This is a genomic window from Salmonella sp. SAL04213 (assembly GCF_046550535.1).
GTDB classification, from domain to species: Bacteria; Pseudomonadota; Gammaproteobacteria; order Enterobacterales; family Enterobacteriaceae; genus Salmonella; species Salmonella enterica.
Genome location: NZ_JBGDXS010000001.1, coordinates 901,068 through 924,451 on the forward strand (window position 1 = coordinate 901,068; position 23,384 = coordinate 924,451).

At 54.7% G+C, this 23,384-nt stretch carries 20 protein-coding genes; 6 read left to right on the forward strand and 14 right to left on the reverse strand.

From position 1 onward, the window contains the following. Positions 1-2 precede the first annotated feature (2 nt). From secD to queA, 4 genes are all read right to left on the reverse strand, one after another. On the reverse strand, positions 3-1,850 hold the full coding sequence (gene secD / locus ACLJPQ_RS04410) for a protein translocase subunit SecD (protein ID WP_000934811.1): 1,848 nt from the start codon (positions 1,848-1,850) through the stop codon (positions 3-5). A gap of 27 nt (positions 1,851-1,877) precedes the next feature. Next, complete coding sequence (gene yajC, locus ACLJPQ_RS04415; protein WP_000007628.1) at positions 1,878-2,210, reverse strand: preprotein translocase subunit YajC; 333 nt, start codon at positions 2,208-2,210, stop codon at positions 1,878-1,880. A 22-nt stretch (positions 2,211-2,232) separates the two neighbouring features. After that, positions 2,233-3,360 carry a tRNA guanosine(34) transglycosylase Tgt gene (gene tgt / locus ACLJPQ_RS04420; RefSeq protein WP_000667305.1) on the reverse strand — a complete coding sequence of 376 codons (1,128 nt, stop codon included), beginning with the start codon at positions 3,358-3,360 and terminating at the stop codon, positions 2,233-2,235. 196 nt (positions 3,361-3,556) lie between these two features. Beyond that, positions 3,557-4,621 carry a tRNA preQ1(34) S-adenosylmethionine ribosyltransferase-isomerase QueA gene (queA, locus tag ACLJPQ_RS04425; protein ID WP_001266530.1) on the reverse strand — a complete coding sequence of 355 codons (1,065 nt, stop codon included), beginning with the start codon at positions 4,619-4,621 and terminating at the stop codon, positions 3,557-3,559. Positions 4,622-4,714: 93 nt separating this feature from the next. On the opposite strand from queA, the gene acpH reads away from it, so the two are divergent. Further along, positions 4,715-5,296 carry an ACP phosphodiesterase gene (gene acpH, locus ACLJPQ_RS04430; RefSeq protein WP_001009858.1) on the forward strand — a complete coding sequence of 194 codons (582 nt, stop codon included), beginning with the start codon at positions 4,715-4,717 and terminating at the stop codon, positions 5,294-5,296. 209 nt (positions 5,297-5,505) lie between these two features. Beyond that, positions 5,506-6,108, forward strand: coding sequence for a peroxiredoxin (locus ACLJPQ_RS04435; RefSeq protein ID WP_000244731.1), 603 nt, complete (start codon positions 5,506-5,508; stop codon positions 6,106-6,108). A 71-nt stretch (positions 6,109-6,179) separates the two neighbouring features. Here ACLJPQ_RS04435 and malZ read toward each other — a convergent pair whose 3' ends face one another. From malZ to phoB, 5 genes are all read right to left on the reverse strand, one after another. Next, positions 6,180-7,997, reverse strand: a complete 1,818-nt coding sequence (malZ, locus tag ACLJPQ_RS04440; RefSeq protein ID WP_080184605.1) for a maltodextrin glucosidase — start codon at positions 7,995-7,997, stop codon at positions 6,180-6,182. 161 nt (positions 7,998-8,158) lie between these two features. Continuing rightward, entirely contained in the window at positions 8,159-9,529 is a 1,371-nt protein-coding gene (gene proY, locus ACLJPQ_RS04445; RefSeq protein ID WP_001727981.1) for a proline-specific permease ProY, read from the reverse strand. A gap of 74 nt (positions 9,530-9,603) precedes the next feature. Beyond that, complete coding sequence (gene brnQ / locus ACLJPQ_RS04450) at positions 9,604-10,923, reverse strand: branched-chain amino acid transporter carrier protein BrnQ (RefSeq protein ID WP_000149625.1); 1,320 nt, start codon at positions 10,921-10,923, stop codon at positions 9,604-9,606. Positions 10,924-11,331: 408 nt separating this feature from the next. Further along, entirely contained in the window at positions 11,332-12,627 is a 1,296-nt protein-coding gene (gene phoR, locus ACLJPQ_RS04455; RefSeq protein ID WP_000893642.1) for a phosphate regulon sensor histidine kinase PhoR, read from the reverse strand. 69 nt (positions 12,628-12,696) lie between these two features. Next, positions 12,697-13,386, reverse strand: a complete 690-nt coding sequence (gene phoB / locus ACLJPQ_RS04460; RefSeq protein ID WP_000113918.1) for a phosphate response regulator transcription factor PhoB — start codon at positions 13,384-13,386, stop codon at positions 12,697-12,699. Positions 13,387-13,600: 214 nt separating this feature from the next. On the opposite strand from phoB, the gene sbcD reads away from it, so the two are divergent. From sbcD to araJ, 3 genes are all read left to right on the forward strand, one after another. Next, a complete protein-coding gene (gene sbcD / locus ACLJPQ_RS04465) occupies positions 13,601-14,803 on the forward strand; it encodes an exonuclease subunit SbcD (protein ID WP_080184606.1) in 1,203 nt (400 codons plus the stop codon). Then, entirely contained in the window at positions 14,800-17,940 is a 3,141-nt protein-coding gene (gene sbcC / locus ACLJPQ_RS04470; protein ID WP_080184607.1) for an exonuclease subunit SbcC, read from the forward strand. Before sbcD ends, sbcC begins: the two co-directional genes overlap by 4 nt. 172 nt (positions 17,941-18,112) lie before the next feature. Further along, the gene (gene araJ / locus ACLJPQ_RS04475; protein WP_023182343.1) at positions 18,113-19,285 is read left to right on the forward strand and encodes an MFS transporter AraJ; all 1,173 of its coding nucleotides are present in this window, start codon (positions 18,113-18,115) and stop codon (positions 19,283-19,285) included. Positions 19,286-19,306: 21 nt separating this feature from the next. Here the strand turns inward: araJ and mak are convergent, their stop codons facing one another. Next, complete coding sequence (gene mak, locus ACLJPQ_RS04480; protein WP_001219277.1) at positions 19,307-20,215, reverse strand: fructokinase; 909 nt, start codon at positions 20,213-20,215, stop codon at positions 19,307-19,309. 125 nt (positions 20,216-20,340) lie between these two features. Between mak and rdgC the strand changes: the two genes are divergently transcribed. After that, complete coding sequence (rdgC, locus tag ACLJPQ_RS04485) at positions 20,341-21,252, forward strand: recombination-associated protein RdgC (RefSeq protein WP_000964305.1); 912 nt, start codon at positions 20,341-20,343, stop codon at positions 21,250-21,252. A gap of 37 nt (positions 21,253-21,289) precedes the next feature. Here the strand turns inward: rdgC and ppnP are convergent, their stop codons facing one another. The 4 genes from ppnP to aroL all read right to left on the reverse strand — a co-directional run bounded on the left by ppnP (position 21,290) and on the right by aroL (position 23,336). Next, the gene (gene ppnP, locus ACLJPQ_RS04490; protein WP_000941953.1) at positions 21,290-21,574 is read right to left on the reverse strand and encodes a pyrimidine/purine nucleoside phosphorylase; all 285 of its coding nucleotides are present in this window, start codon (positions 21,572-21,574) and stop codon (positions 21,290-21,292) included. Between the two features lie 70 nt (positions 21,575-21,644). Further along, positions 21,645-22,322 carry an AroM family protein gene (locus tag ACLJPQ_RS04495; protein WP_001276437.1) on the reverse strand — a complete coding sequence of 226 codons (678 nt, stop codon included), beginning with the start codon at positions 22,320-22,322 and terminating at the stop codon, positions 21,645-21,647. Between the two features lie 250 nt (positions 22,323-22,572). After that, positions 22,573-22,764 (reverse strand): protein YaiA, encoded by a 192-nt coding sequence (yaiA, locus tag ACLJPQ_RS04500; RefSeq protein ID WP_001143161.1) that lies wholly within the window; start codon positions 22,762-22,764, stop codon positions 22,573-22,575. Between the two features lie 26 nt (positions 22,765-22,790). Beyond that, entirely contained in the window at positions 22,791-23,336 is a 546-nt protein-coding gene (aroL, locus tag ACLJPQ_RS04505) for a shikimate kinase AroL (RefSeq protein ID WP_000983569.1), read from the reverse strand. Between the last annotated feature and the right edge of the window lie 48 nt (positions 23,337-23,384).

Sequence of the window (23,384 nt, forward strand, 5' to 3'; positions counted from 1 at the left end):
CCTCAGATTGACAGCTTAGTGACGCGCTTGCCGCCATATAGCAGGTTTACGATAGCACGCGTACCGATAATCGCGGTAAACATCGACGTCGCCACACCGATACCGGTCGTAATCGCGAACCCTTTAATTGCCCCGGTACCGACAGCATACAGAATGATGACTTTAATCAGCGTCGTGATGTTCGCATCGAAGATGGAACTGAACGCGCCGGCATAGCCTTCGTTTATCGCCTGCTGTACCGTGCGGCCATTACTCAACTCTTCTTTGATACGTTCGTTAATCAGAACGTTGGCGTCGACCGCCACCGCAAGGGTTAACACGATACCCGCAATCCCCGGCATACTGAGCGTTGCCCCCGGCAACAGCGACATGATGCCGACAATCAACACCAGGTTAGCCACTAACGCGCTGGTCGCAATCAGACCAAACTTCTTATAGAAGAAGATCATGAACAGGATGGAGACCACCAGACCGGCCAGACAGGCTTCCAGGCCCTGCTTGATGTTCTGCATACCCAGAGTCGGGCCAATGGTGCGCTCTTCAACGATCTGAATCGGCGCAATCAGGGCGCCCGCACGCAGCAGCAACGAGAGCTGACGCGCTTCGTTCGGGTTGCTGATACCGGTAATACGGAAGCTGTTACCCAGCCGAGACTGGATGTTGGCAATGTTAATCACCTCTTCCTGTTTCACCAGTACGGCGCGACCGTTAGCGTCTTTCTTACCGCTGTCTTTATACTCCACAAACAGGGTCGCCATCGGTTTGCCGATATTGTCCTTAGTGAAGTTAGACATGATATTGCCGCCTGCGCTATCCAGCGAGATGTTAACCTGCGGTTGGTTATATTCATCCTGGCTGGACGTCGAGTCGGTGATATGGTCGCCGGTGAGAATCACGCGTTTGTACAATACCACCGGCTGGCCTTCGCGGGTCTGTTTCACTTCGGAATCGCCCGGTACGCGCCCGGCAGCAGCGGCGGCCTGGTCAACGTTGGTATTCACCAGACGGAATTCCAGCGTCGCGGTCGCGCCGAGAATTTCTTTCGCGCGAGCGGTATCCTGGATACCCGGCAGCTCAACCACAATACGGTCTGCGCCCTGGCGTTGTACGACAGGCTCCGCGACGCCCAGTTGGTTAACACGGTTACGCAGAATATTAATGTTCTGCTGAACGGCGTATTCACGCGCTTCGCTCAGGCGCGCATCGGTCATTACCGCGCGAAGTTGATTGCCGCTCTGGCTGGAAATCACCAAGTCACGATGACGCGGCGTCAGATAGGCGATCGCCTCATCACGCGCTTTGCTGTCACGGAACGTGATGCTCAACCCATAATTATTTTCTTTACGAACGGTGGTATAAGGAATGCCTTTTTCACGCAGATCGCTGCGCAGGCTATCGATATTTTGTTCCTGGAGTTTACCTAACGCGGTATCCATATCCACTTCCATCAGGAAGTGAACGCCGCCGCGCAGATCAAGACCGAGCTTCATCGGATCGGCGTGAATAGCCGCCAACCAGCGCGGCGTAGCCGGCGCAAGGTTAAGCGCCACGACATATTTATCCCCCAGCACGCTCATCAGCGCTTCACGGGCGCGTAGCTGGGTATCGGTGGTGTCGAAGCGCGCAAGAATAGCGCCCTCTTCCAGTGCCACAGACTTAGCGGGAATTTTTTCTTCTTGTAACGTTTTCTGGACCTGGATCAGCGTTTGCTCACTGGCGGCGACGCCGCGCACGCCAGTGATTTGAACAGCCGGATCCTCACCATACAGGTTGGGAAGTGCGTAAAGCAGGCCGACGATAATTACGACGACCAGCATGATGTACTTCCACAAAGGATAACGGTTTAACACGGCAGTTCCCTTTGGGAAAACGAAATATTACAGCGCCTTCATGGTGCCTTTCGGCAGAACGGCAGCTACGAAGTCACGTTTGATAACCACTTCCGTGGTGTCATTCAGCGCGATGGCAATGTAGCCGGCTTCCGCTACTTTGGTCACTCGACCGACCAGACCGCCATTCGTCAGAACTTCATCACCTTTCGCAATGGAGTCCATCAGCTTTTTGTGCTCTTTGGTGCGCTTCTGCTGCGGGCGCAGGATCATGAAATAGAAAATCAGACCAAACACCACCAGCATTAAAATCAGAGACATCGGGCTGCCCTGCGCTGGAGCACCTGTTGCCGCTACCGCATCAGAAATAAAAAAGCTCATTCAAATTCCCTCATTATTAAAATTAATCAACGTTCAAAGGTGGAACGGGTCGCCCCTGACGTTGGTAAAACTCGGTTACGAAGCTCTCTAATTTACCCTCTTCAATAGCCTTGCGTAAACCCGCCATCAAACGCTGGTAGTAACGCAAGTTATGAATGGTATTGAGACGCGCACCTAATATTTCGTTGCAACGGTCGAGATGATGCAAGTAAGCGCGTGAATAATTGCGACAGGTGTAGCAATCGCACTCGGCGTCAAGCGGGCTGGTGTCGCTTTTATGCTTTGCATTACGAATCTTCACCACGCCGTCGGTCACAAACAGATGACCATTACGGGCATTTCGCGTTGGCATGACACAGTCAAACATATCAATACCGCGACGCACCCCTTCCACCAGATCTTCCGGTTTACCCACGCCCATCAGGTAACGCGGTTTGTCAGCCGGGATCTGCGGGCAAACGTGCTCCAGAATGCGGTGCATATCTGCTTTCGGCTCACCGACAGCCAAACCGCCGACAGCGTAGCCATCAAAGCCAATCTCTACCAGACCTTTCACCGAGATATCGCGTAAATCTTCGTAAACGCTGCCCTGAATGATGCCAAAAAGCGCATTCTTATTGCCAAGGCTATCAAAACGGTCGCGGCTACGCTTCGCCCAACGCAACGACATCTCCATCGAGCGTTTAGCATAGTCCCAGTCTGCCGGGTACGGCGTACATTCATCAAAGATCATCACGATATCGGAACCGAGATCGTACTGGATCTCCATCGACTTTTCCGGATCGAGGAAAATCGGATCGCCGTTGATCGGGTTACGGAAGTGCACGCCTTGCTCGGTAATCTTACGAATATCGCCGAGGCTGAAGACCTGGAAGCCGCCGGAATCGGTGAGAATCGGCCCTTTCCACTGCATGAAATCGTGCAGATCGCCATGCAGCTTCATGATTTCCTGACCCGGGCGCAGCCACAGGTGGAAAGTGTTGCCGAGAATAATCTGCGCGCCGGTCGCTTCCACTTCTTCCGGCGTCATGCCTTTTACCGTACCGTAAGTACCCACAGGCATAAAGGCTGGCGTTTCCACTACGCCACGATCAAACACCAGACGACCGCGACGCGCGCGACCATCGGTGGTATCTAACTCAAATTTCATTATCACTCCTGCGTCAGAAAAACAGTCCGACGTTTAACGACTCGCTACGGAATGATTCCATAGCTAATAAATTCCCGAAGGCGTCATCGGCGCAGCCAGTTTGGGGTCGACCAGCGCACAGCCACCGGAGCGTACACGCAGTACGTGAGGATGGCGAGCACTGCCCGGCGTCAAAATGGCAAGTGAGATAGCCTTCTTACGGACGCTCAGAAATAGCCTGCGGATTGTACGTGATAAACATCGCGTCCCCGTAGCTAAAAAAGCGATATTTTTGTTCTACCGCAGTCTTATAGGCATTCATGGTGTGTTGATAACCGGCAAATGCGGAAACCAGCATAATCAACGTCGATTCCGGCAGATGGAAGTTGGTGATCAGCGCATCAATCACTTTGTATTGATAACCTGGATAAATAAAGATTTGCGTATCGCCGAAGAACGGCTCTATCAAATCGCTTTTTGCCGCCTGCGCCGCGCTTTCCAGTGAGCGTACCGAGGTCGTGCCGACGGCGATAACCCGGTTGCCGCGCGCTTTCGCCGCCAGCACCGCGTCGACCACCTCTTGCGGCACCTCCGCATATTCGGAGTGCATGATGTGATCTTCAATGGTATCGACACGCACCGGCTGGAAAGTGCCCGCGCCTACGTGTAGCGTAACAAACGCCATTTCGACACCTTTCTCACGAAGCGCCGCCAGCAGCGGCTCATCAAAGTGCAGCCCCGCGGTCGGCGCGGCGACGGCGCCCGGTTTTTCACTGTAGACCGTCTGGTACAGTTCGCGGTCGGCGTCCTCGTCCGGACGGTCGATGTACGGCGGCAACGGCATATGGCCGATGGCGTTGAGAATATCCAGCACCGGACGCGGGTCATTAAACTCAACTTCAAACAGAGCGCCGTGACGCGCGGTCATGGTCGCGTGAATACTTTCGTCGTCGCCCAGTAGCAGTTCCGTGCCCGGTTTTGGCGCTTTAGAAGCGCGAATATGCGCCAGGATGCGTTTATCATCGAGCATACGTTCGACCAGCACTTCTATCTTGCCGCCGCTGGCTTTACGGCCAAAGAGCCGCGCCGGGATCACGCGGGTATTATTGAAGACCAGCAAATCGCCAGGGTTGAGCTTATCGAGCAGATCGGTGAAAGTACCGTGCGTCAGCGCGCCCGTCGGCCCCTCTAATGACAGCAAACGGCAGCGACTGCGTTCCGGCTGTGGGTAGTGGGCAATCAGGGATTCGGGTAGTTCAAAGGAAAAATCGGTAACGCGCATGACTCTGACTCAGACTAAAATAAGAGGCGGGTAGTCTAGTGCCGGGGCGTTCCCGCTGCAACCGTTACCCGCTTTTTGGACAGAGAATCAATAATGAATTTTCTTGCTCACCTGCATCTGGCGCACCTTGCCGACAGCTCGCTTTCCGGTAATCTGCTGGCCGATTTTGTCCGCGGTAACCCGGCAACGCATTATCCTCCTGACGTGGTAGAGGGTATTTATATGCATCGGCGTATTGACGTCATGACCGACAACCTGCCGGAAGTTCGTGAGGCGCGAGAGTGGTTCCGCCATGAAACGCGGCGCGTGGCGCCCATTACGCTGGACGTCATGTGGGATCATTTTTTATCGCGCCACTGGACGCAAATCTCCCCTGATTTTCCACTTCAGGCGTTTGTCGGCTACGCCCATGCGCAGGTCGCGACGATTCTGCCCGACTCCCCACCGCGCTTTGTCAACCTGAATGATTATCTTTGGTCAGAAAAATGGTTAGAGCGGTATCGCGATATGGATTTCATTCAAAACGTGCTGAATGGCATGGCGAATCGCCGTCCCCGGCTGGATGCCTTGCGTGATTCCTGGTACGATCTGGACGCGCACTACGACGCGTTAGAAGAGCGCTTCTGGCATTTTTATCCGCGTATGATGGCACAGGCCGCCCGCAAAGCGCTGTGACGGCCTGATAGCGAGGGCGTGCGTCAGATCCGCCGTTGGCAGAAAGATGGTTCGCTGTCATAAAGGGGTCATCATTACGATTTATAATGACCCGATCGATAGGCAAAAGCTGTCTCATTGATTGTCAAGACCGCATTGTTTTGTCGCTTCGCCCTCCCTATACTGCCCGCGTTGCGTTCTAAAACCCTTAATATTGCAGGAGAATTATTATGGTACTGGTTACTCGTCAGGCCCCGGATTTCACCGCTGCGGCGGTACTGGGTAGCGGTGAGATTGTTGATAAATTCAACTTCAAACAGCACACCAATGGTAAAACGACCGTTCTGTTCTTCTGGCCGATGGACTTCACTTTTGTTTGCCCGTCTGAGCTGATCGCCTTCGATAAACGTTATGAAGAATTCCAGAAGCGCGGCGTTGAAGTGGTCGGCGTTTCTTTCGACTCTGAGTTCGTCCACAACGCATGGCGTAACACCCCTGTCGATAAAGGCGGCATTGGCCCGGTGAAATACGCAATGGTCGCCGACGTGAAGCGTGAAATTCAGAAAGCTTACGGTATCGAACATCCGGACGAAGGCGTTGCGCTGCGCGGCTCTTTCCTGATTGACGCTAACGGTATTGTTCGCCACCAGGTCGTAAACGATCTGCCGCTGGGTCGTAACATCGACGAAATGCTACGTATGGTCGACGCGCTGCAGTTCCACGAAGAGCACGGCGATGTCTGCCCGGCGCAGTGGGAAAAAGGCAAAGAAGGCATGAACGCCTCTCCGGACGGCGTGGCTAAATACCTGGCTGAGAACATTTCCAGCCTGTAAGTCAGTGCATTGATAAAAGGCTCGCAATCGCGAGCCTTTTTTATGCGTGAGGTGTTACGAACCACCTCGCCTCAACGATTCATCCATACCGTCGCGGAAATCGCGGGTAAACGAAGTCTTCCCTCGCGGATGTCACCGCTTCCCGTTTTACATTGCCATCCGGCCACGTTCAGCAACGGCAACGCTTCCAGCGCCACTTCACAGGCCTCGCCCCGGTTAATCGCCACCAGCGCCCGCTGCTGCTGATAAACTCGCACGAATACCACTACGTCACCTTCGGCATACAGCGCCTGGCATCCGCCACGACGCAGCGCCAGGCTGCGCTGCCGCAGTTTCGCCATACGCTGGTACAGCGCCAGCAAGTTGCCGTCCTGCTTGCGTTCATCCCACGGGAACGGTTTGCGGCACATGGGGTCATTTGCGCCGTCCACGCCGACTTCATCGCCGTAATAAATACATGGCACGCCGGGCCAGGTAAACAGCCAGACCACCGCCAGCGGCAGGCGCGCCGCGTCTTTACCGAGCAAGGTTTTAAAGCGCGCAGTATCATGGCTGTCGAGTTGATTAAACATGCGTAGTTGTTGCTGATGTGACAGCCCGGCGCGGTAGTTATCCATCCACACGATACAGGTCCTGGCATCAATATGCTGTGGTTCGTAAGCGATATCAGTATTGGCGAGAAATCCCCACAGCGGGAAGGTGAAGCCGCGATAATTCATGGCGGCATCTTCCGCATCGGCCTGTAGCCACTGCCGCGCATCGCCGAAATGTTCCCCCACAATATAGGCTTCGGGCTGCGCTTCTTTTGCCGCCCGGGTAATACCGGCGACGTGATGCAAATTATGACGCGCCCCGCCCGCCTCGCCCAGCATATGTACGACATCCAGCCGCCAGCCGTCCATATTCCACGGAGCCTTTAGCCAGTGACGAACGATACTGTCCTCACCGCGATAGATCTCATCCACCAGCGTTTCTGATTGATAATCGAGTTTCGGCAGGCTCGGATAACCCAGCCAGTCCAGCGCCACGCCTTGTGGTGAAAAGGAGTACCAGTCGCGCCACGGCGAGTCCGGGTGATGGCACGCGCCGCCAGTGCTGCGGTTATGCCTGTCAAACCACGCATGCGAGTCGCCGCTATGATTAAACACGCCATCCAGCACCAGCCTCATGCCCTGCGCCTGGGTTTCACGCCGCAGGCGTAGCAGCGCCCGATCGCCGCCAAATTGCGGATCGACATGGCGATAATCTTCCGTGTCGTACTTATGGACGCTCGGCGCGGTAAATACCGGATTCAGATATAGCGCTGTGACGCCCAGTTTTTTCAGATACGGCAGCTTCTCACAAATGCCATTCAGACAGCCGCCGTAAAAGGTGGAACCGCCCGCCTGGGGGGTTAAAGGATCGTCCCAGTCGCGCAGCACAATCTCCTGACCTGCGGCATGATGGTAATACACCCGGTCCTGATCGGCTTCACGCGTCGCGCTGCGGGCAAAACGATCCGGGAAGATCTGATAAAAAATTTGATCGGCGACCCACTGCGGTCCGCTATCCGGCACATCAACCGCAAATTGTTCCAGACGCGCAGGCGGAAAACAGCTAAATCCCTGTGGCGTAAACCAAAGCTGGCGGTCGTGCCAAAGCAATTTAAAGCTGTAACGGCGACGGGGCTGCCCTAACGCGATATTGAGCGTCGCCCGCCACGCCGTCACGCCCGGCTGCGGCTGGCGGCGCTGTTTGCGCATCGCCAGTGAGATTTCTTCATTATCGAATTCTGAGCGCAACGTCACGCGAAACGGCGGATTTTCTCCGCTCAGCCACAGCGTAATGGTTAATTTATCGTTATGTTGCTTCACAAATGGGGCAACCGGTAAGTGCCAGGCATTCAACATCTCGTATCCCCTCTACTGAAAATGGGGCCACCTTGCCATAGAGATTTAAAGGATAACTCATCATCCAGGGGTTTATTAGGGGAGGAGACTCCAGGAGGAGAAGCGGCTCCACTTATCCGGCCTGCCGTTGCCTGCAGACCGGATAAGGCAGAGAAAAACGACTACGCCTGCGCCAATTGACGGTCGCGACGGCGTTTAAACATCCAGCCAATCAACAGCAGAACTATCCAGGCAAAGCCCACGTACAGTGAGATGCGGGTATCCGGATGGTAGCCGATAAGCGCAATAATGAAGACCAGGAAAATCAGGCCCGCTATTGTCGTTACGACACCGCCCGGCACCTTAAACTTCAGCGCTTTTACCTCTTCTGGCGGTAAACGACGACGGAAGGCGATTTGCGACAGCAGGATCATAATCCATACCCATACCGTGGCAAACGTCGCCAGCGAAGCAATCACCAGGAAGACGTTTTCCGGCATGATGTAGTTCAGGTAAACCGCAAACAGCAGCGCAATCGTCATCACCAGCACAGTGACCCACGGAATACCACGGCGTGACGTTTTGGCAAAGATTTTCGGCGCGCTCCCCTGCTCCGCCATACCATGCAGCATACGGCCTACGCCAAACACATCGGAGTTGATAGCGGAAAGCGAGGCGGTCAATACCACAAAGTTCAGAATGCTGGCGGCGAAGGTAATCCCCATATGCTGGAACGTCAGCACAAATGGACTGCCGTTTGTGCCGACCTGATTCCACGGATAGATAGACATAATGACGAACAGCGTGCCGACATAAAATACCAGGATACGCATAGGTACTGAGTTAATGGCGCGCGGAATGGATTTCTCCGGGTCTTTCGCTTCCCCGGCGGTGATACCGATAATCTCAATTCCGCCGTAAGCGAACATCACCATTTGCAGCGACATGATCATTCCCAGCCAGCCATTGCTGAAGAAGCCGCCGTTGCTCCACAGGTTATGAATGCCGGTCGGCTGCCCGCCGTTGCCAATTCCCCACACAATGATGCCGATACCCGCAACAATCATGATAATAATGGTGGCGACTTTGAAGAAGGAGAACCAAAACTCCAGCTCGCCGAACACCTTGACGCTCATCAGGTTGATGGCGCAAATGATCAGCACCACGCTAAGCACCCAAATCCAGTGCGGCACGGCGGGGAACCAGACTCCCATGTAAATGCCGAACGCGGTCACGTCGGCAATGGCGACGATCAAGATCTCAAAACAGTAGGTCCAGCCGGTAATGTAGCCCGCAAGCGGGCCGAGGTTTTCCTGCGCATAGCGCGAAAATGAGCTGGCGGCAGGGTTGTGAACGGACATTTCCCCCAATGCGCGCATAATGATATATGCCGCGACCCCGCCAATAATATAGGCCAACAGCACGCTCGGCCCCGCCATTTTGATGGCGTCCGCCGAGCCGTAAAACAGGCCGGTGCCGATTGCCGAACCTAATGCCATAAAGCGAATGTGCCGGGTGCTCAGCCCACGCTTTAGCTTATTATTGCTTTCCATCAATTTCTGACCTATCAACACAATAAAAAACCACGGGGCGTTAAGCCCCGTGGTGTACACATATGTCAGCGATTTTAGTGAGCGCTGGAGGTCACCTGCCGACCCGCCGCGCGATCCCAGATAATCGCCAGGATCACCATCACCACCGTTGGCATCAACCACGCCAGTCCCTGTTCCGCCAGCGGTAAACGCTGACTCCAGGCTGGCAGCATATCGCCAAAGGCAGATGCTTTGATGCCGTCAAGGATACCAAAAAGCAGACTGATAAACATGGCCGGCGCGATGATACGGGTGGAATTATGCCACCATGAGCGGGTAAAACTTAATACAACCAGTGCGATACACGGCGGATAGATAGCCGTCAGCACCGGAATGGAGATTTGAATCAGATGGCTCAGTCCAAGGTTTGACACCACCATAGAGAAGCCGCCGAGAATAAAGACCAGCGTGCGGTAAGACAGCGGAATATACTGCGCGAAAAACTCAGCGCAGGCGCAGGTCAGCCCCACCGCCGTCACCAGACACGCGATAAAGATCAGCGCCGCCAGCAGGAAGCTTCCCGCGCCGCCAAAGGTATGCTGAACGTAGGCATGAAGAATTGCCGCGCCGTTCGCTGACTGATCGACCAGCGTCGCGCTATCAGAACCTAAGCGGAACAAGGCAAGGTAAAGCAGCGTCAGCCCCACACCCGCCATCAGGCCGGCCCAGACCGTGTAACGCGTCAACAGGCGCGCTTCGGTCACGCCGCGAGAACGCGCCGCGTTCACAATAACGATACCAAACACCATCGCGCCAAGCGTATCCATCGTCAGATAGCCGTTCACAAATCCGTTAGAAAAGGCCGCATTCTGATAAGCGTCCAGGGCGTTGCTGATTGGACCGGCAGGCCAAACGATAGCCGCGACGGAAAGGATGACCAGCGCAATAATTTTCAACGGCGCCAGGAAATTCCCCACCGTATCCAGCAGCTTACCCGGATAGAGGGAAACCAGAATAACGATAGCGAAATAGACCACGCTGTAAATCAGCAACGGCATTGCAGAATCGCCGGTCAACGGAGCGATACCGACCTCAAACGACACCGTCGCGGTACGCGGCGTCGCAAATAACGGCCCGACGGCCAGATAGCAAACGGTCGCCAGCAGGAGTCCCGCCACTTTGCCAATCGGCGTACTGAGGCTGTCTACGCCGCCGCCGACTTTCGCCAGCGCCACAACAGTAAGAACCGGTAGCCCTACGGCGGTAATCAGAAAGCCAATAGCGGCTGTCCAGACGTGTTCACCCGCCTGCAAACCGACCATAGGAGGAAAGATAATATTGCCTGCGCCAACGAACAGCGCAAATGTCATAAAGCCCAGGGCGATGATATCGCGCGATTTTAACTGATGGGTCATAAAGTCTTACTGCCTGTGGATGGTGATGTTGTAAACATTAAAATTTTTGCCTTTCCCGGAGGATTATAAAGCGGCGTTTTTTATCAATTTCAGCGGGAAAAACTCCCGGACCGATGCGGCGAAGAATTGTTTTTCGATTTACCGCGCAAATGCAGTCGTAATGACAGCACCTGAAGCGCAATTTAAACGCTTATAACGTTTTAAAGCAAGGTGGGATCTAAAAACCAGATGAATATAGCGATATGAAATTTACAACCAGAATAAAACACCATTCTCATGAAAAAGTTATGGCTAATCATGCGAACAAAAAATCACCAAACGTTGAATGTTTCAACGAGCCCGTCTTAACTGCAAAGAAAATAAGCCAGCATCCGCTGGCTTATGGAAAGTTATACTTACGAAAGGCAATTAATCGCTATTTTTGGCAATTAAACGTTCCGGCAGCACAAAGCTAAATCGCGTTCCTTTGCCAGGCGAACTGTCGATTTCAAGGCGGCTTTCATGGTGATTCAACGCATGTTTCACAATCGCCAATCCCAGGCCGCTGCCGCCCGTTTGCCGCGAACGCGCTTTATCGACGCGGTAGAAGCGTTCGGTCAGACGAGGAATATGCTCGGCAGCAATCCCCGGACCGTTATCTTGAATGCAAAATTCAGCGCCATGCGCGGCACGTCGCCAGCTCACCGTAATATGCGTTCCCGCCGGCGTATGGTTTACCGCGTTATACACCAGGTTTGAGATCGCGCTACGTAGCTGCTCTTCATTGCCCAGAACGCTAAGACTATCGTCGACCTCAAACGTAAAGGTATGTTTCTGCTGGCTGAGCGTCTGCGCTTCACGCTCCACGACCCGCAGCATCATTGGTACATCCACTTTTTCATTTAATAACAGCGCCGGGGCCGCCTCAATTTTAGACAGCGTAAGCAGTTGTTTTACCAGCCCTTCCATACGATACGTTTGCTCGCGCATCGTATGCAGCGCTTTCTCTCGCGTCGCCCCCTCCAGCGCCTGTTCCTGCATCATTTCCAGATAGCCTTGCAATACCGTCAAGGGCGTACGCAACTCATGGCTGACGTTGGCGAAAAAGTTACGTCTGGCGCCTTCAAGCTGATGCATTTGCGTCACATCGCGCGCCACCATCAGGAGTTGTTTATCGGTATAAGGCATGACGCGGATCTCCAGATGCCGTCCGGTATTGAGCACCAAATGAAGCGGACGGGTGAAATCACGCGTTTTTAAATACTGGGTAAACTCCGGATAACGCAGTAGATTGAGAATATTCTGCCCGTTGTCATCCGGCCAGCGTAGCCCCAGTATCTGTTGCGCCAAACCGTTACACCAAAAAATGCCGCCCTCTTCTGTGGTCAGTACCACGGCATCAGGCAGCGACTCCGCGCCACTGCGAAAACGTTTAATCAGGTTCCCCAGCTCGCGGCGACGCTTCTTATTTCGCAACTGCATCTGGTGTAAACCGTATAACAGCGGTTCCCAACTTCCCCGTCCCGGCGGCGGCGTCATACTTCTGTCGACCCAAAGCCACCAGGAGAGGCGTAACAAATTCCAGAAATGCCAGACAAGCAGTCCCGTCACCGCCGCCAGTAAAAACCACGGCAGATAACCAAAAAAAGCGCTAAGGATAAGCGCGGGGATGCAACAGAGCACCAGCTCCAGCACCAGCCTTTTCCATGACAGCCGTTCCAGCACGCGTCATACTCCCTCAAGAATGGAAAGCCTTCTCCGCCAGAAACCTGTGTTCTACTGGCGGAAAAGGCATTAAAAGCGGGTCGAAAAACGATACCCTGTCCCGCGTACCGTTTGCACCATCCGGTCGTGGCCGCTGTGCTCCAGCGCCTTACGCAAACGGCGAATATGCACGTCGACCGTCCGGTCTTCAACGTACACATTGGTGCCCCAGACATGATTGAGTAGCTGTTCGCGGCTGTAAACCCGTTCCGGGTGCGTCATAAAGAAATGGAGTAATTTAAATTCGGTCGGCCCCATATCCAGCGGGCTGTCGCCGGTCATCACGCGGTGAGAGCCGGGATCAAGGCTCAGTCCCTGCATCTCGATCACCTCTTCAACCGCCATCGGCGAGATGCGCCGCATAACGGCTTTAATGCGCGCCACCAACTCTTTGGGGGAAAACGGCTTGGTAATGTAATCGTCAGCGCCGGTTTCCAGCCCGCGCACACGATCTTCTTCCTCACCTCTCGCGGTCAGCATAACCACCGGAATATCCCGGGTCAGGGCTTCACGTTTGAGATGTTTAATAAACTGTAACCCTGACCCACCGGGCAACATCCAGTCAAGAAGGATGAGATCCGGCCAGGGTTCATTAAGTTTATTCACCGCACTGTCATAATCTTCGGCTTCTACGGGCTGAAAGCCATTTTGTTCGAGCACGAAGCACACCATTTCACGGATCGGCGCCTCATCTTCTACGACCAGAATACGTCTCGCCATAATTTGCCCTGTTAGTCGTTAGTTATCAATGCCGCGCCATTATGCGTCAGATTTATGACAGATTTATGAAAAAAAAAGGCGGCATTGATAGCATGTTGATGATTTATGACACCGGTGAAACCGTGCATTACCGTGTACCGGCGGTAAATTGCGCCCAAAAATGGAGGGGATGACGTGTATAATCCCGTTCACGCTTTTTTTGCATGGAACAATTATGCGCATCCTCCACACCTCTGACTGGCATCTGGGACAAAACTTCTACAGTAAAAGCCGCGCCGCGGAGCATCAGGCTTTTCTGGACTGGCTGCAGGAGACCGCGCAGGCCCATCAGGTGGATGCCATTATTGTCGCTGGCGATATTTTTGATACCGGTTCGCCGCCAAGCTATGCCCGAGAACTTTATAACCGTTTCGTCGTTAATTTACAGCAAACGGGCTGTCATCTGGTGGTGCTGGCCGGTAATCATGATTCCGTCGCCACGCTAAACGAATCGCGCGACATTCTGGCGTTTCTCAATACAACCGTGATCGCCAGCGCGGGCTATGCGCCGCGGCTACTTCATCGTCGCGACGGTTCTCCGGGCGCCGTACTGTGCCCCATTCCCTTTTTGCGCCCGCGCGACATTATTACCAGTCAGGCGGGATTATCCGGCAGCGAGAAACAGCAGCAACTTCTTCATGCGATTGCCGATTATTATCAACAGCAATATCGGGAAGCATGCCAGCTACGCGGCGAACGAAAGCTGCCGGTTATCGCGACGGGACATTTAACCACCGTCGGCGCCAGCAAAAGCGATGCGGTTCGCGACATTTATATCGGTACGCTGGATGCCTTTCCGGCGCAGCATTTCCCCCCAGCGGATTATATCGCATTAGGACACATTCACCGCGCGCAATGTGTCGGCGGCACGGAGCATATCCGCTATTGCGGCTCGCCCATCGCCCTCAGCTTTGATGAGTGCGGCAAAAGCAAATGCGTGCATCTGGTGACCTTCGACCAGGGGAAATGGCAAAGCACCGAAAGTCTGGCTGTCCCCGTGACTCAACCGTTGGCGGTTTTAAAAGGCGACCTGGCATCAATTACCGAACAGCTTGAGCAGTGGCGCGGCGTTGAGCAATCGCCCCCCGTCTGGCTGGATATTGAAATCACCACCGATGACTATCTGCACAATATCCAACGCAGAATACAGACGCTAACGGAGTCGCTACCCGTAGAGGTATTACTGGTGCGCCGTAGCCGCGAACAGCGCGAGCGCTCGCTGGCGAACGAACGGCGGGAAACATTAAGCGAGCTTAGCGTGGAGGAGGTTTTTGCGCGGCGTCTGGCGCTGGAAGCGTTAGATCCCCCGCAGCGCGAGCGCCTGAATCAGCTCTTTTCCAGCACGCTCTACGCGTTGAATGAGGAGCATGAGGCATGAAAATTCTCAGTTTGCGTCTGAAAAACCTGAACTCGCTGAAAGGAGAATGGAAGGTCGATTTTACCGCCGAACCGTTTGCCAGTAACGGGTTATTCGCCATTACCGGCCCGACCGGCGCGGGAAAAACCACCTTGCTTGACGCCATCTGCCTGGCGCTGTACCACGAAACGCCGCGCCTGAATACGGTATCGCAGTCGCAAAACGATTTGATGACGCGCGATACGGCGGAATGTCTGGCCGAAGTGGAGTTCGAGGTAAAAGGCGAAGCCTGGCGCGCGTTCTGGAGCCAGAACCGAGCCCGAAATCAGCCTGACGGCAATCTCCAGGCCCCACGCGTAGAGCTGGCGCGGTGTTCAGACGGAAAGATCTTTGCCGATAAGGTAAAGGATAAACTGGAGATGATCGCCACGTTGACCGGGCTGGACTACGAGCGCTTCACCCGTTCGATGTTGTTATCACAGGGGCAGTTCGCCGCCTTTCTTAACGCCAAAGCGAAAGAGCGCGCAGAGCTTCTGGAGGAGCTCACCGGCACTGAGATTTACGGGCAGATCTCCGCACAGGTATTTGAAAAACATAAATCAGCCCGTCTCGAACTGGAAAAGTTACAAGCGCAGGCCAGCGGCGTCGCCCTATTGGCGGACGAACAGTTACAGCAACTGGAAGCTAGTTTGCAGGCGCTTACTGACGAAGAGAAACGCCTGCTGGCCGACCAGCAGGGACAGCAGCAGCACCTTCACTGGCTGACCCGAAAAAACGAGCTCCACACTGAATTACACGCCCGACAGCAGGCGCTGTACGCGGCGCAAGAGGCGCGAGAAAAAGCGCAGCCGCAGCTCGCGGCGTTGACTCTGGCGCAACCCGCTCGCCAGTTGCGCCCGCATTGGGAGCGCATTCAGGAACAAACCCGCGCCGTTGAGCGTGTTCGCCAGCACAGTGATGAAGTGAATGCTCGCTTACAAAGCGCGTATCGCCTGCGCCAGCGTATCCGCGCCTGCGCGCATCGACAATTCACGCAACTGAACGCCACAGGGCAGCGGTTGAAGACATGGCTGGCGGAACACGACGGCATCCGCGTCTGGCGCAGCGAACTGGCGGGGTGGCGAGCATTATTAACACAACAATCCCACGATCGGGCGCAACTGAGCCAATGGCAACAGCAGTTGCTGAGCGATACGCGTCAGCGTGATGCGCTACCGCCGCTCACGCTCGACCTCACGCCACAGGCGCTGGCGGAAGCCAGAGCATTGCATACCCGACAGCGTCCGCTACGCCATCGTCTCGCCGCGCTTCAGGGGCAAATTATCCCGAAACAAAAGCGTCAGGCGCAGCTACAGGCAGCTATCGCGCGTCATCATCAGGAGCAGACGCAATACACCCAACGTCTGGCGGATAAACGCCTGAGTTATAAGACTAAAGCGCAGGAGCTTGCGGACGTTCGCACTATTTGCGAGCAGGAGGCGCGCATCAAAGATCTGGAAAGCCAGCGGGCGCACTTACAGTCCGGCCAGCCATGTCCGCTTTGCGGCTCGACGACGCACCCGGCCATCGCCGCCTATCAGGCGCTGGAACTGAGCGCGAATCAAACCCGCCGCGACGCGCTGGAAAAAGAGGTCAAAACGCTGGCGGAAGAAGGCGCCGCGCTGCGAGGACAGTTAGATGCCTTAACGCAACAATTACAGCGGGATGAAAGCGAGGCGCAGTCGTTGTTGCAGGAGGAGCAAGCGCTTACTGAGGAATGGCAAACGCTGTGCGCTACGCTGGGCGTTCAGCTCCAGCCGCAAGAAGACCTCGCGGGCTGGCTGGCCGCCGCGGAAGAGCATGAGCAACAGTTGGATCAGCTCAGCCAGCGTCATGCTCTACAAACGCAAATCGCGGCGCATACTGAACAGGTAGCGCGCTTTACCGCGCAGATTGCGCAGCGTCAGGCGTCGCTGATGGCTGATTTGGCGCAGTATACGCTTTCCCTTCCAGCGCCAGAAGACGAGGCCGCATGGCTGAATGAGCGCGCCGACGAAGCGAAAATATGGCAACAGCGTCAGACCGAGTTCGCGGATTTGCAAACGCAGATCGACAGGCTTGCCCCGTTGCTGGAAACGCTACCGCAAACGGATACCGCGGATTCCGACGACGACGTGCCGCTGGATAACTGGCGGCAGGCGCATGATGAGTGCGTGTCATTACAAAGCCAGTTGCAAACCCTGCAGGAACAGACGACGCAGGAACAGCAGCGCGCCGCCGAGGCGATAGCGCACTTTGATGCGGCGTTAAAAAATAGCCCGTTTGACAGCCAGGCAACGTTCCTGGCGGCGTTGCTGGATGAAGAGACCGTGACCCGTCTGGAAAAACAACAACAAACGCTGGAAAGTCAGCTACAACAAGCGAAGGCGTTAAGCGCGCAGTCCACGCAGGCGCTGGCTGACCATCAGCAACAGCCGCCCGCCGGTCTGGACCCAACGTGTACGGCGGAGCAGCTCGCGCAGCGGCTGGCGCAGTTGGCGCAACAACTGCGTGAAAACACGACACGCCAGGGGGAAATCCGCCAGCAAATTAAACAGGATGCAGATAATCGGCAGCGCCAACGGGCGCTGATGGCGGAAATGAAACAAGCCTCTCAGCAAGTGGAAGACTGGGGCTATCTCAATGCGCTGATCGGCTCTAAAGAAGGTGATAAGTTCCGCAAATTCGCCCAGGGACTGACGCTGGATAATCTGGTCTGGCTGGCGAATCATCAGCTCACCCGCCTGCATGGCCGCTATTTATTGCAGCGCAAAGCCAGCGACGCGCTGGAACTGGAGGTTGTCGATACCTGGCAGGCCGACGCCGTGCGCGATACGCGAACGTTATCAGGCGGCGAAAGTTTCCTGGTCAGCCTGGCGCTGGCGCTGGCGTTATCAGATTTGGTCAGCCATAAAACGCGCATTGATTCTTTGTTCCTCGACGAAGGCTTCGGCACGCTTGATAGCGAAACGCTGGACGCCGCGCTGGATGCGCTCGACGCGTTGAATGCCAGCGGGAAGACCATCGGTGTGATTAGCCATGTGGAAGCCATGAAAGAACGTATCCCCGTGCAGATAAAAGTGAAAAAAATCAATGGGCTTGGTTATAGCAAACTGGACAAAGCGTTTGCTGTGGAGTAACGCGAGTGTCATCCTGCGCACAGCATACTGTCATGACATAGCATAATAATGAATACACAAAGACGGATAAGGAATGGTATTACCTCGCGCTTATCCGCAAGCTATACGTTGATTGGCTGTGACAATTCACAGCCACAGCGCGCAACATGCGCCTTTATTTTCGGCAGGTGGTATGAAAAAAGTTATTTTTTCTTTGGCGCTGGGTACGTTCGGCCTGGGGATGGCCGAGTTTGGCATTATGGGCGTGCTGACGGAGCTGGCACGCGATGTCGGGATAACGATTCCCGCCGCCGGGCATATGATCTCGTTTTACGCCTTCGGCGTCGTGCTGGGCGCGCCTGTTATGGCGCTCTTTTCCAGCCGCTTTTCGCTTAAACATATACTGCTGTTTCTGGTCACGCTGTGCGTGATGGGCAATGCCATATTTACCTTTTCCTCGTCATATCTGATGCTCGCCGTCGGCAGACTGGTTTCCGGCTTTCCGCACGGCGCCTTTTTTGGCGTCGGCGCCATTGTCCTGTCAAAGATTATCCGCCCCGGGAAAGTCACCGCCGCCGTCGCGGGTATGGTTTCAGGGATGACGGTGGCGAATCTGGTGGGCATTCCGGTCGGCACTTACCTGAGCCAGGAATTTAGCTGGCGCTACACCTTTTTATTGATCGCGGTTTTCAACATCGCCGTGCTCACCGCGATTTTCTTCTGGGTGCCGGATATCCGTGACAAAGCCCAAGGCAGCCTGCGCGAGCAGTTCCACTTCTTGCGTAGTCCTGCGCCGTGGCTCATTTTCGCCGCCACGATGTTCGGCAATGCGGGCGTTTTTGCCTGGTTCAGCTATATCAAGCCATTTATGATGTACATCTCCGGTTTTTCGGAGACGAGCATGACGTTTATTATGATGCTGGTCGGGCTGGGGATGGTGTTAGGCAATCTGTTAAGCGGCAAACTCTCCGGCAGATATACTCCGCTGCGCATCGCGGTAGTGACTGACCTCGTTATCGTGCTCTCTCTCATGGCGCTCTTTTTCTTCAGCGAATACAAAACGGCATCGCTGACTTTCGCGTTTATCTGCTGCGCTGGTCTGTTTGCGCTCTCTGCGCCGCTGCAAATCCTGCTGCTGCAAAACGCCAAAGGCGGCGAACTGCTGGGCGCGGCGGGAGGGCAAATCGCGTTTAATCTCGGTAGCGCGATTGGCGCCTGGTGCGGCGGGCTGATGCTGACACTAGGTTTTGCGTACCACTATGTGGCGCTTCCCGCCGCCCTGCTCTCGTTTTCCGCCATGTCGTCGTTGCTGGTATACGGACGTCTAAAACACAAGCAGCCATCGGTCACGCCGGTTGCCGGATGACGCGCCATCCGGCTAGCAACGTTACGCCAGCGGCCACAGCCAGGCCGCGCCGCGCACGCCGCTCGAATCGCCATGCCGCGCCTTACGTACCGGCGTCTCGCACTCGCCGCCAAAAACAAACGATTTCATCAGCGACGGAACCGTCTTGTACAGGCGCTCAACATTGCTCATACCGCCGCCCAGCACAATGACATCCGGATCCAGAATATTCACGACATGAGATAATGCTTTCGCCAGCCGTAGCTCATAACGGCTTAACGCCAGTTCCGCCACGGCATCCTGCGCGTCGACCAGACGAATAATCTCATCGCCTTTTAGCGCGTTACCGCTCAAACGCTGGTAATCCGTGGCGAATCCCGTACCGGAAATAAAGGTTTCGATACAGCCTTGTTTACCGCAATAACAGGGAATTTCTTCGCGGTAACGCAACTCATCGTCATCCATCCACGGCAACGGATTGTGGCCCCATTCACCTGCCGTACCGTTGCCGCCGATGTGCGCCCGGCCATTTAGCGCTACGCCCGCGCCACACCCGGTACCGATAATCACCGCAAATACCGTTTGCGCCCCCGCCGCCGCGCCATCCACCGCCTCTGATACCGCCAGGCAATTGGCATCGTTGGCTAACCGCACTTCACGCTTCAGACGACGGCTCACATCGCTATCGAACGGCTGGCCGTTAAGCCACGTAGAGTTAGCGTTTTTTACCACGCCGGTGTAAGGCGAGAGAGAACCGGGAATGCCAATGCCAACGCTACCGGTCTGGCCGGTCGCCTGTTCCGCCATGTCGACCAGCGTAGCGATGGTTTCTATCGTTTGCTGATAATCCTCCCGCGGCGTAGGCAGACGATGGCGAAACCGCTGCTCTCCTGCATCATCAAGCGCAATGACTTCCGTTTTTGTGCCGCCTAAATCGATACCAATACGCACATACCGCTCCTCATTTTTTGGGAATATCAACAGGGTAGAATTCACCGTTCTGATTGGCAATGCAAGCCTGCCGACAATTCGTTACTATACCGCCTGGATTTAACGACAAGGCCGTGGAAATTATCATGCTGTGGTTCAAAAATTTAATGGTTTACCGTCTTAGCCGCGATATCACATTACGCGCCGAAGAGATGGAGAAACAGCTCGCCTCAATGACGTTTACCCCATGCGGTAGCCAGGATATGGCCAAAATGGGCTGGGTTCCGCCGATGGGCTCTCACAGCGATGCGTTAACGCACACCGCCAATGGCCAAATTATTATTTGCGCGCGCAAAGAAGAGAAAATCCTGCCATCGCCAGTGATCAAACAGGCTCTGGAGGCGAAAATCCAGAAACTGGAAGCCGATCAGGGACGCAAGCTGAAGAAGACGGAAAAAGATTCCCTGAAGGATGAAGTGTTGCATTCGTTGCTGCCGCGCGCGTTTAGCCGCTTCAGTCAGACAATGATGTGGATTGATACCGTTAACGGCCTGATTATGGTTGACTGCGCCAGCGCGAAAAAAGCGGAAGATACTTTGGCGCTACTGCGTAAAAGTCTTGGCTCGCTGCCGGTCGTCCCGCTGGCGCTGGAAAATCCGATTGAGCTGACGCTCACCGAGTGGGTGCGCTCCGGTACGGTCGCTCAGGGTTTCCAGTTGCTGGACGAAGCCGAATTGAAAGCGATGCTGGAAGATGGCGGCGTGATCCGCGCGAAAAAGCAGGATCTGGTCAGCGACGAGATCGCCGTTCATATTGAAGCGGGTAAAGTGGTCACGAAGCTGGCGCTCGACTGGCAGCAGCGCATTCAATTCGTCATGTGCGATGACGGCTCCATTAAGCGTCTGAAATTCTGCGATGAGCTGCGCGACCAGAACGAAGATATCGACCGGGAAGATTTTGCCCAACGTTTTGACGCGGACTTTATCCTGATGACCGGCGAGCTGGCGGCGCTGATTCAAAGCCTGGTGGAAGGATTAGGCGGCGAAGCGCAGCGCTAACCAGATGGCCCCTCTCCGCCGGAGAGGGGACTCACCGTTACAAATAGCGGCACAGATACGAGGTGGGCTCAGCAACCTGGAGATGAAACTCGCTGTGGCCAGGCACGTTAAACACCTCACCGGCTGTATACACTTTCCATTCGACAGTTCCCGGCAACAGTACCTTCAACGCGCCGCTCACAACCGTCATCTCTTCGGGTTCGGCGGTGCCAAATGTATACTCCCCTTCCGCCATCACACCAACGCTGGCCCGGCCGGTGCTACTGCTGGTAAATCCAATAGACTTCACTTTCCCGGAAAAGTATTCATTGCTTTGTAGCATAATCAGGCCCCGTCTCATTATTAAATTAACACCCAATATAGAGTCCTGACGTTCGGCCTGTCACGTAAAATTAGACAAGCAGTTCTGAAGCTAACCGCGCAATCAAAACATTAGAGAGTAAAACCGGCACATCCAGCGCCTGCTGTAAAATATCCCGATGACGCTGATGAAAACCCAGACAATCCAGCATAATGACGTCCGCGCCTTGATCCAGTAGCGCCTGCCCGGCATCAATTAACTGTTGCTCAGAACCGTGAACCGGATTCGCCAGCGAATACACCGGCGGCATTTGCAATACCTGCCATTTTTTCTCCTGGGCCGCCAGAAGTTCTGCAACAGGCACAATCACGCCCACCTGATGCCCATCCACAATAGAGGCGACAAGCGGTGGAATAATACGCAGCGGTTCAAGCAAAATAGAATTACGGGCTGCCATACTTTTAATCGCCGCGGTGCTCATCAGTATAATGACGTCATAACCCTGGTTATCCAGCACCTCGACAACGCTCTGTAAATCTCGCTCCACCTTCTGGCGGGAAACATGGGCTATCTGGTTATCATTTAGCAACGTCAAAAGCGGATCGTCGCCAGGCTCTACAGCGTAATCCGCCATAACGTCTTCCCGGCTCATTTTTCCCAGCAGGCTATGATGGGTGATGTGTTGTTCGTCGATGTATTCCGTCAGAAGCGGTAACACTTCGCTCATTGGCACAACGCCGATTGTGAGGATTGCCAACGACGCACTCATTTTTATTCCACCTTATTACTTCGTCGTAATTCCCGGGCAAATATTCACACGCTCACCGCGCTACCTGCCCTACAAATCTCAGAAAGCGTAGCAGCAGATGAGCAACGTATTGTGTAAAGATTCCAAATAACTCCAATATTGTATTGTTATCGCTTAATTTACGGTTTTAGTTGCCAGTATCAATGTTTCAAGAATGTGATGGAGATACAATTTAGGGGTACTCAGAATCCCTTCCGAGTGGTTCATGCGTCTATGATTTATCCGGATCTTCGTAACGTTTTTTCGCATCCATCGCTTCTTCTGCGGTCGGATGCTCGCTGATGAGCGAATCAGGTTTCGGATGGTCAGCCCGTAGCTGATACCACGTCACCGTCTGGCCCGGCGTGCCTTTTTCAATGGTGACGATATAAGCTTCCCGCGGATAAGGTGGTCTGGTTGGCATAACGTTTCCTTTATTCTGGGTGAGCGTTAAGTATAGACATCTCCCTGTAACCGTTGCGTCGACGGCGGCAGCGCCGCAATAATTTCAGAAACGACCTGGGCCGGCGCTTTCGTCGCGTCAATAATGTAATGCGCCGTTTCGCGATACAACGCGTCACGCTGCTCAAGCACTTCCCGAACCTCTTCGCTCAACGGCTTGCCGGTGAGGGTCGGGCGCAGATCCGCTTCAGGTTCAGCCTCAAGCCGGTTAACCAGCGTGGATACCGGCGCGCACAGATAAATCACTACGCCAACACGGTGCATATAACGTCGGTTATACTCCGTGAGAATAATACCGCCTCCCGTCGCCACGACAGTCGAAGGCGCGCTTACCGCCTCCAGGGCCGCGGTTTCCCGGGCGCGGAACCCTCCCCAGCCTTCTTTTTCAACGATATCAGCGACGCTCATCTGCACGTGCGATTGCAGCCAGCGGTCGGTATCTGCAAACCGAAAACCGGTTGCCTGCGCCAGCGCCATACCGATGGTGGTTTTCCCACAGCCCCGCGGGCCAACAAGATAAAGAGGTTGCATCATAGCAGGCGTTCCCCCAGGAACTGCGCATACGCAGGATTTGATATCAGC